This is a genomic window from Citrobacter sp. VF227 (genome assembly GCF_052950715.1).
In genome coordinates this window covers 1-488 of the sequence record NZ_JBRFVF010000317.1, presented here as the reverse complement: position 1 = coordinate 488, position 488 = coordinate 1, and the positions used below count along the sequence as shown (strand labels likewise).

At 55.1% G+C, this 488-nt stretch carries 1 protein-coding gene; it reads right to left on the bottom strand.

From position 1 onward, the window contains the following. Positions 1–488 (bottom strand): glycosyltransferase family protein (locus ACU8YC_RS26510; RefSeq protein WP_446896195.1); only part of this gene is annotated, 488 nt, incomplete at both ends.

Genomic DNA, 488 nt, shown 5'->3' with positions numbered 1-488 from the left:
ATGCCAGCTCCGGATCCGAACGCAGTAAAGCCAGCTTGCATCGCAGTTCATCGATGCTGCGGTAGAGCACCAGATTCGTCATATCGACGAAGCCCAGCGCCTCGTTTTCCGCTTCACCTTGATCCCAAGCCAGCAATACGCAACCACAAGCCATCGCCTCGAAGTTCTTGATCATGTATTCGCCCATACCGACGTCTGCGCTGACAAAAAAGCGAATGCGATTGAGGGTATTGCAATAATCCTCGCCCGAGTTAGTACGCGTAACGATCAGGCTCTCAACTTTTGCCAGTTCGTCGAGTAATGCCTTGCGTTCGCTGTAGGCACCGCTTTTGGTGCTGCCAACGAAGGCCAGCTCGATATCTCGCTCCCGGCCTTGATAGGACAGCAAGGCCTGGTCATAACCCTTGGGCACGAAATAGGCGTCAAATCCTTCCTCGCGTAGGCGCTGACTGACCTGGGCGCCTGAACTGATGATGCGCGCCCAAGGC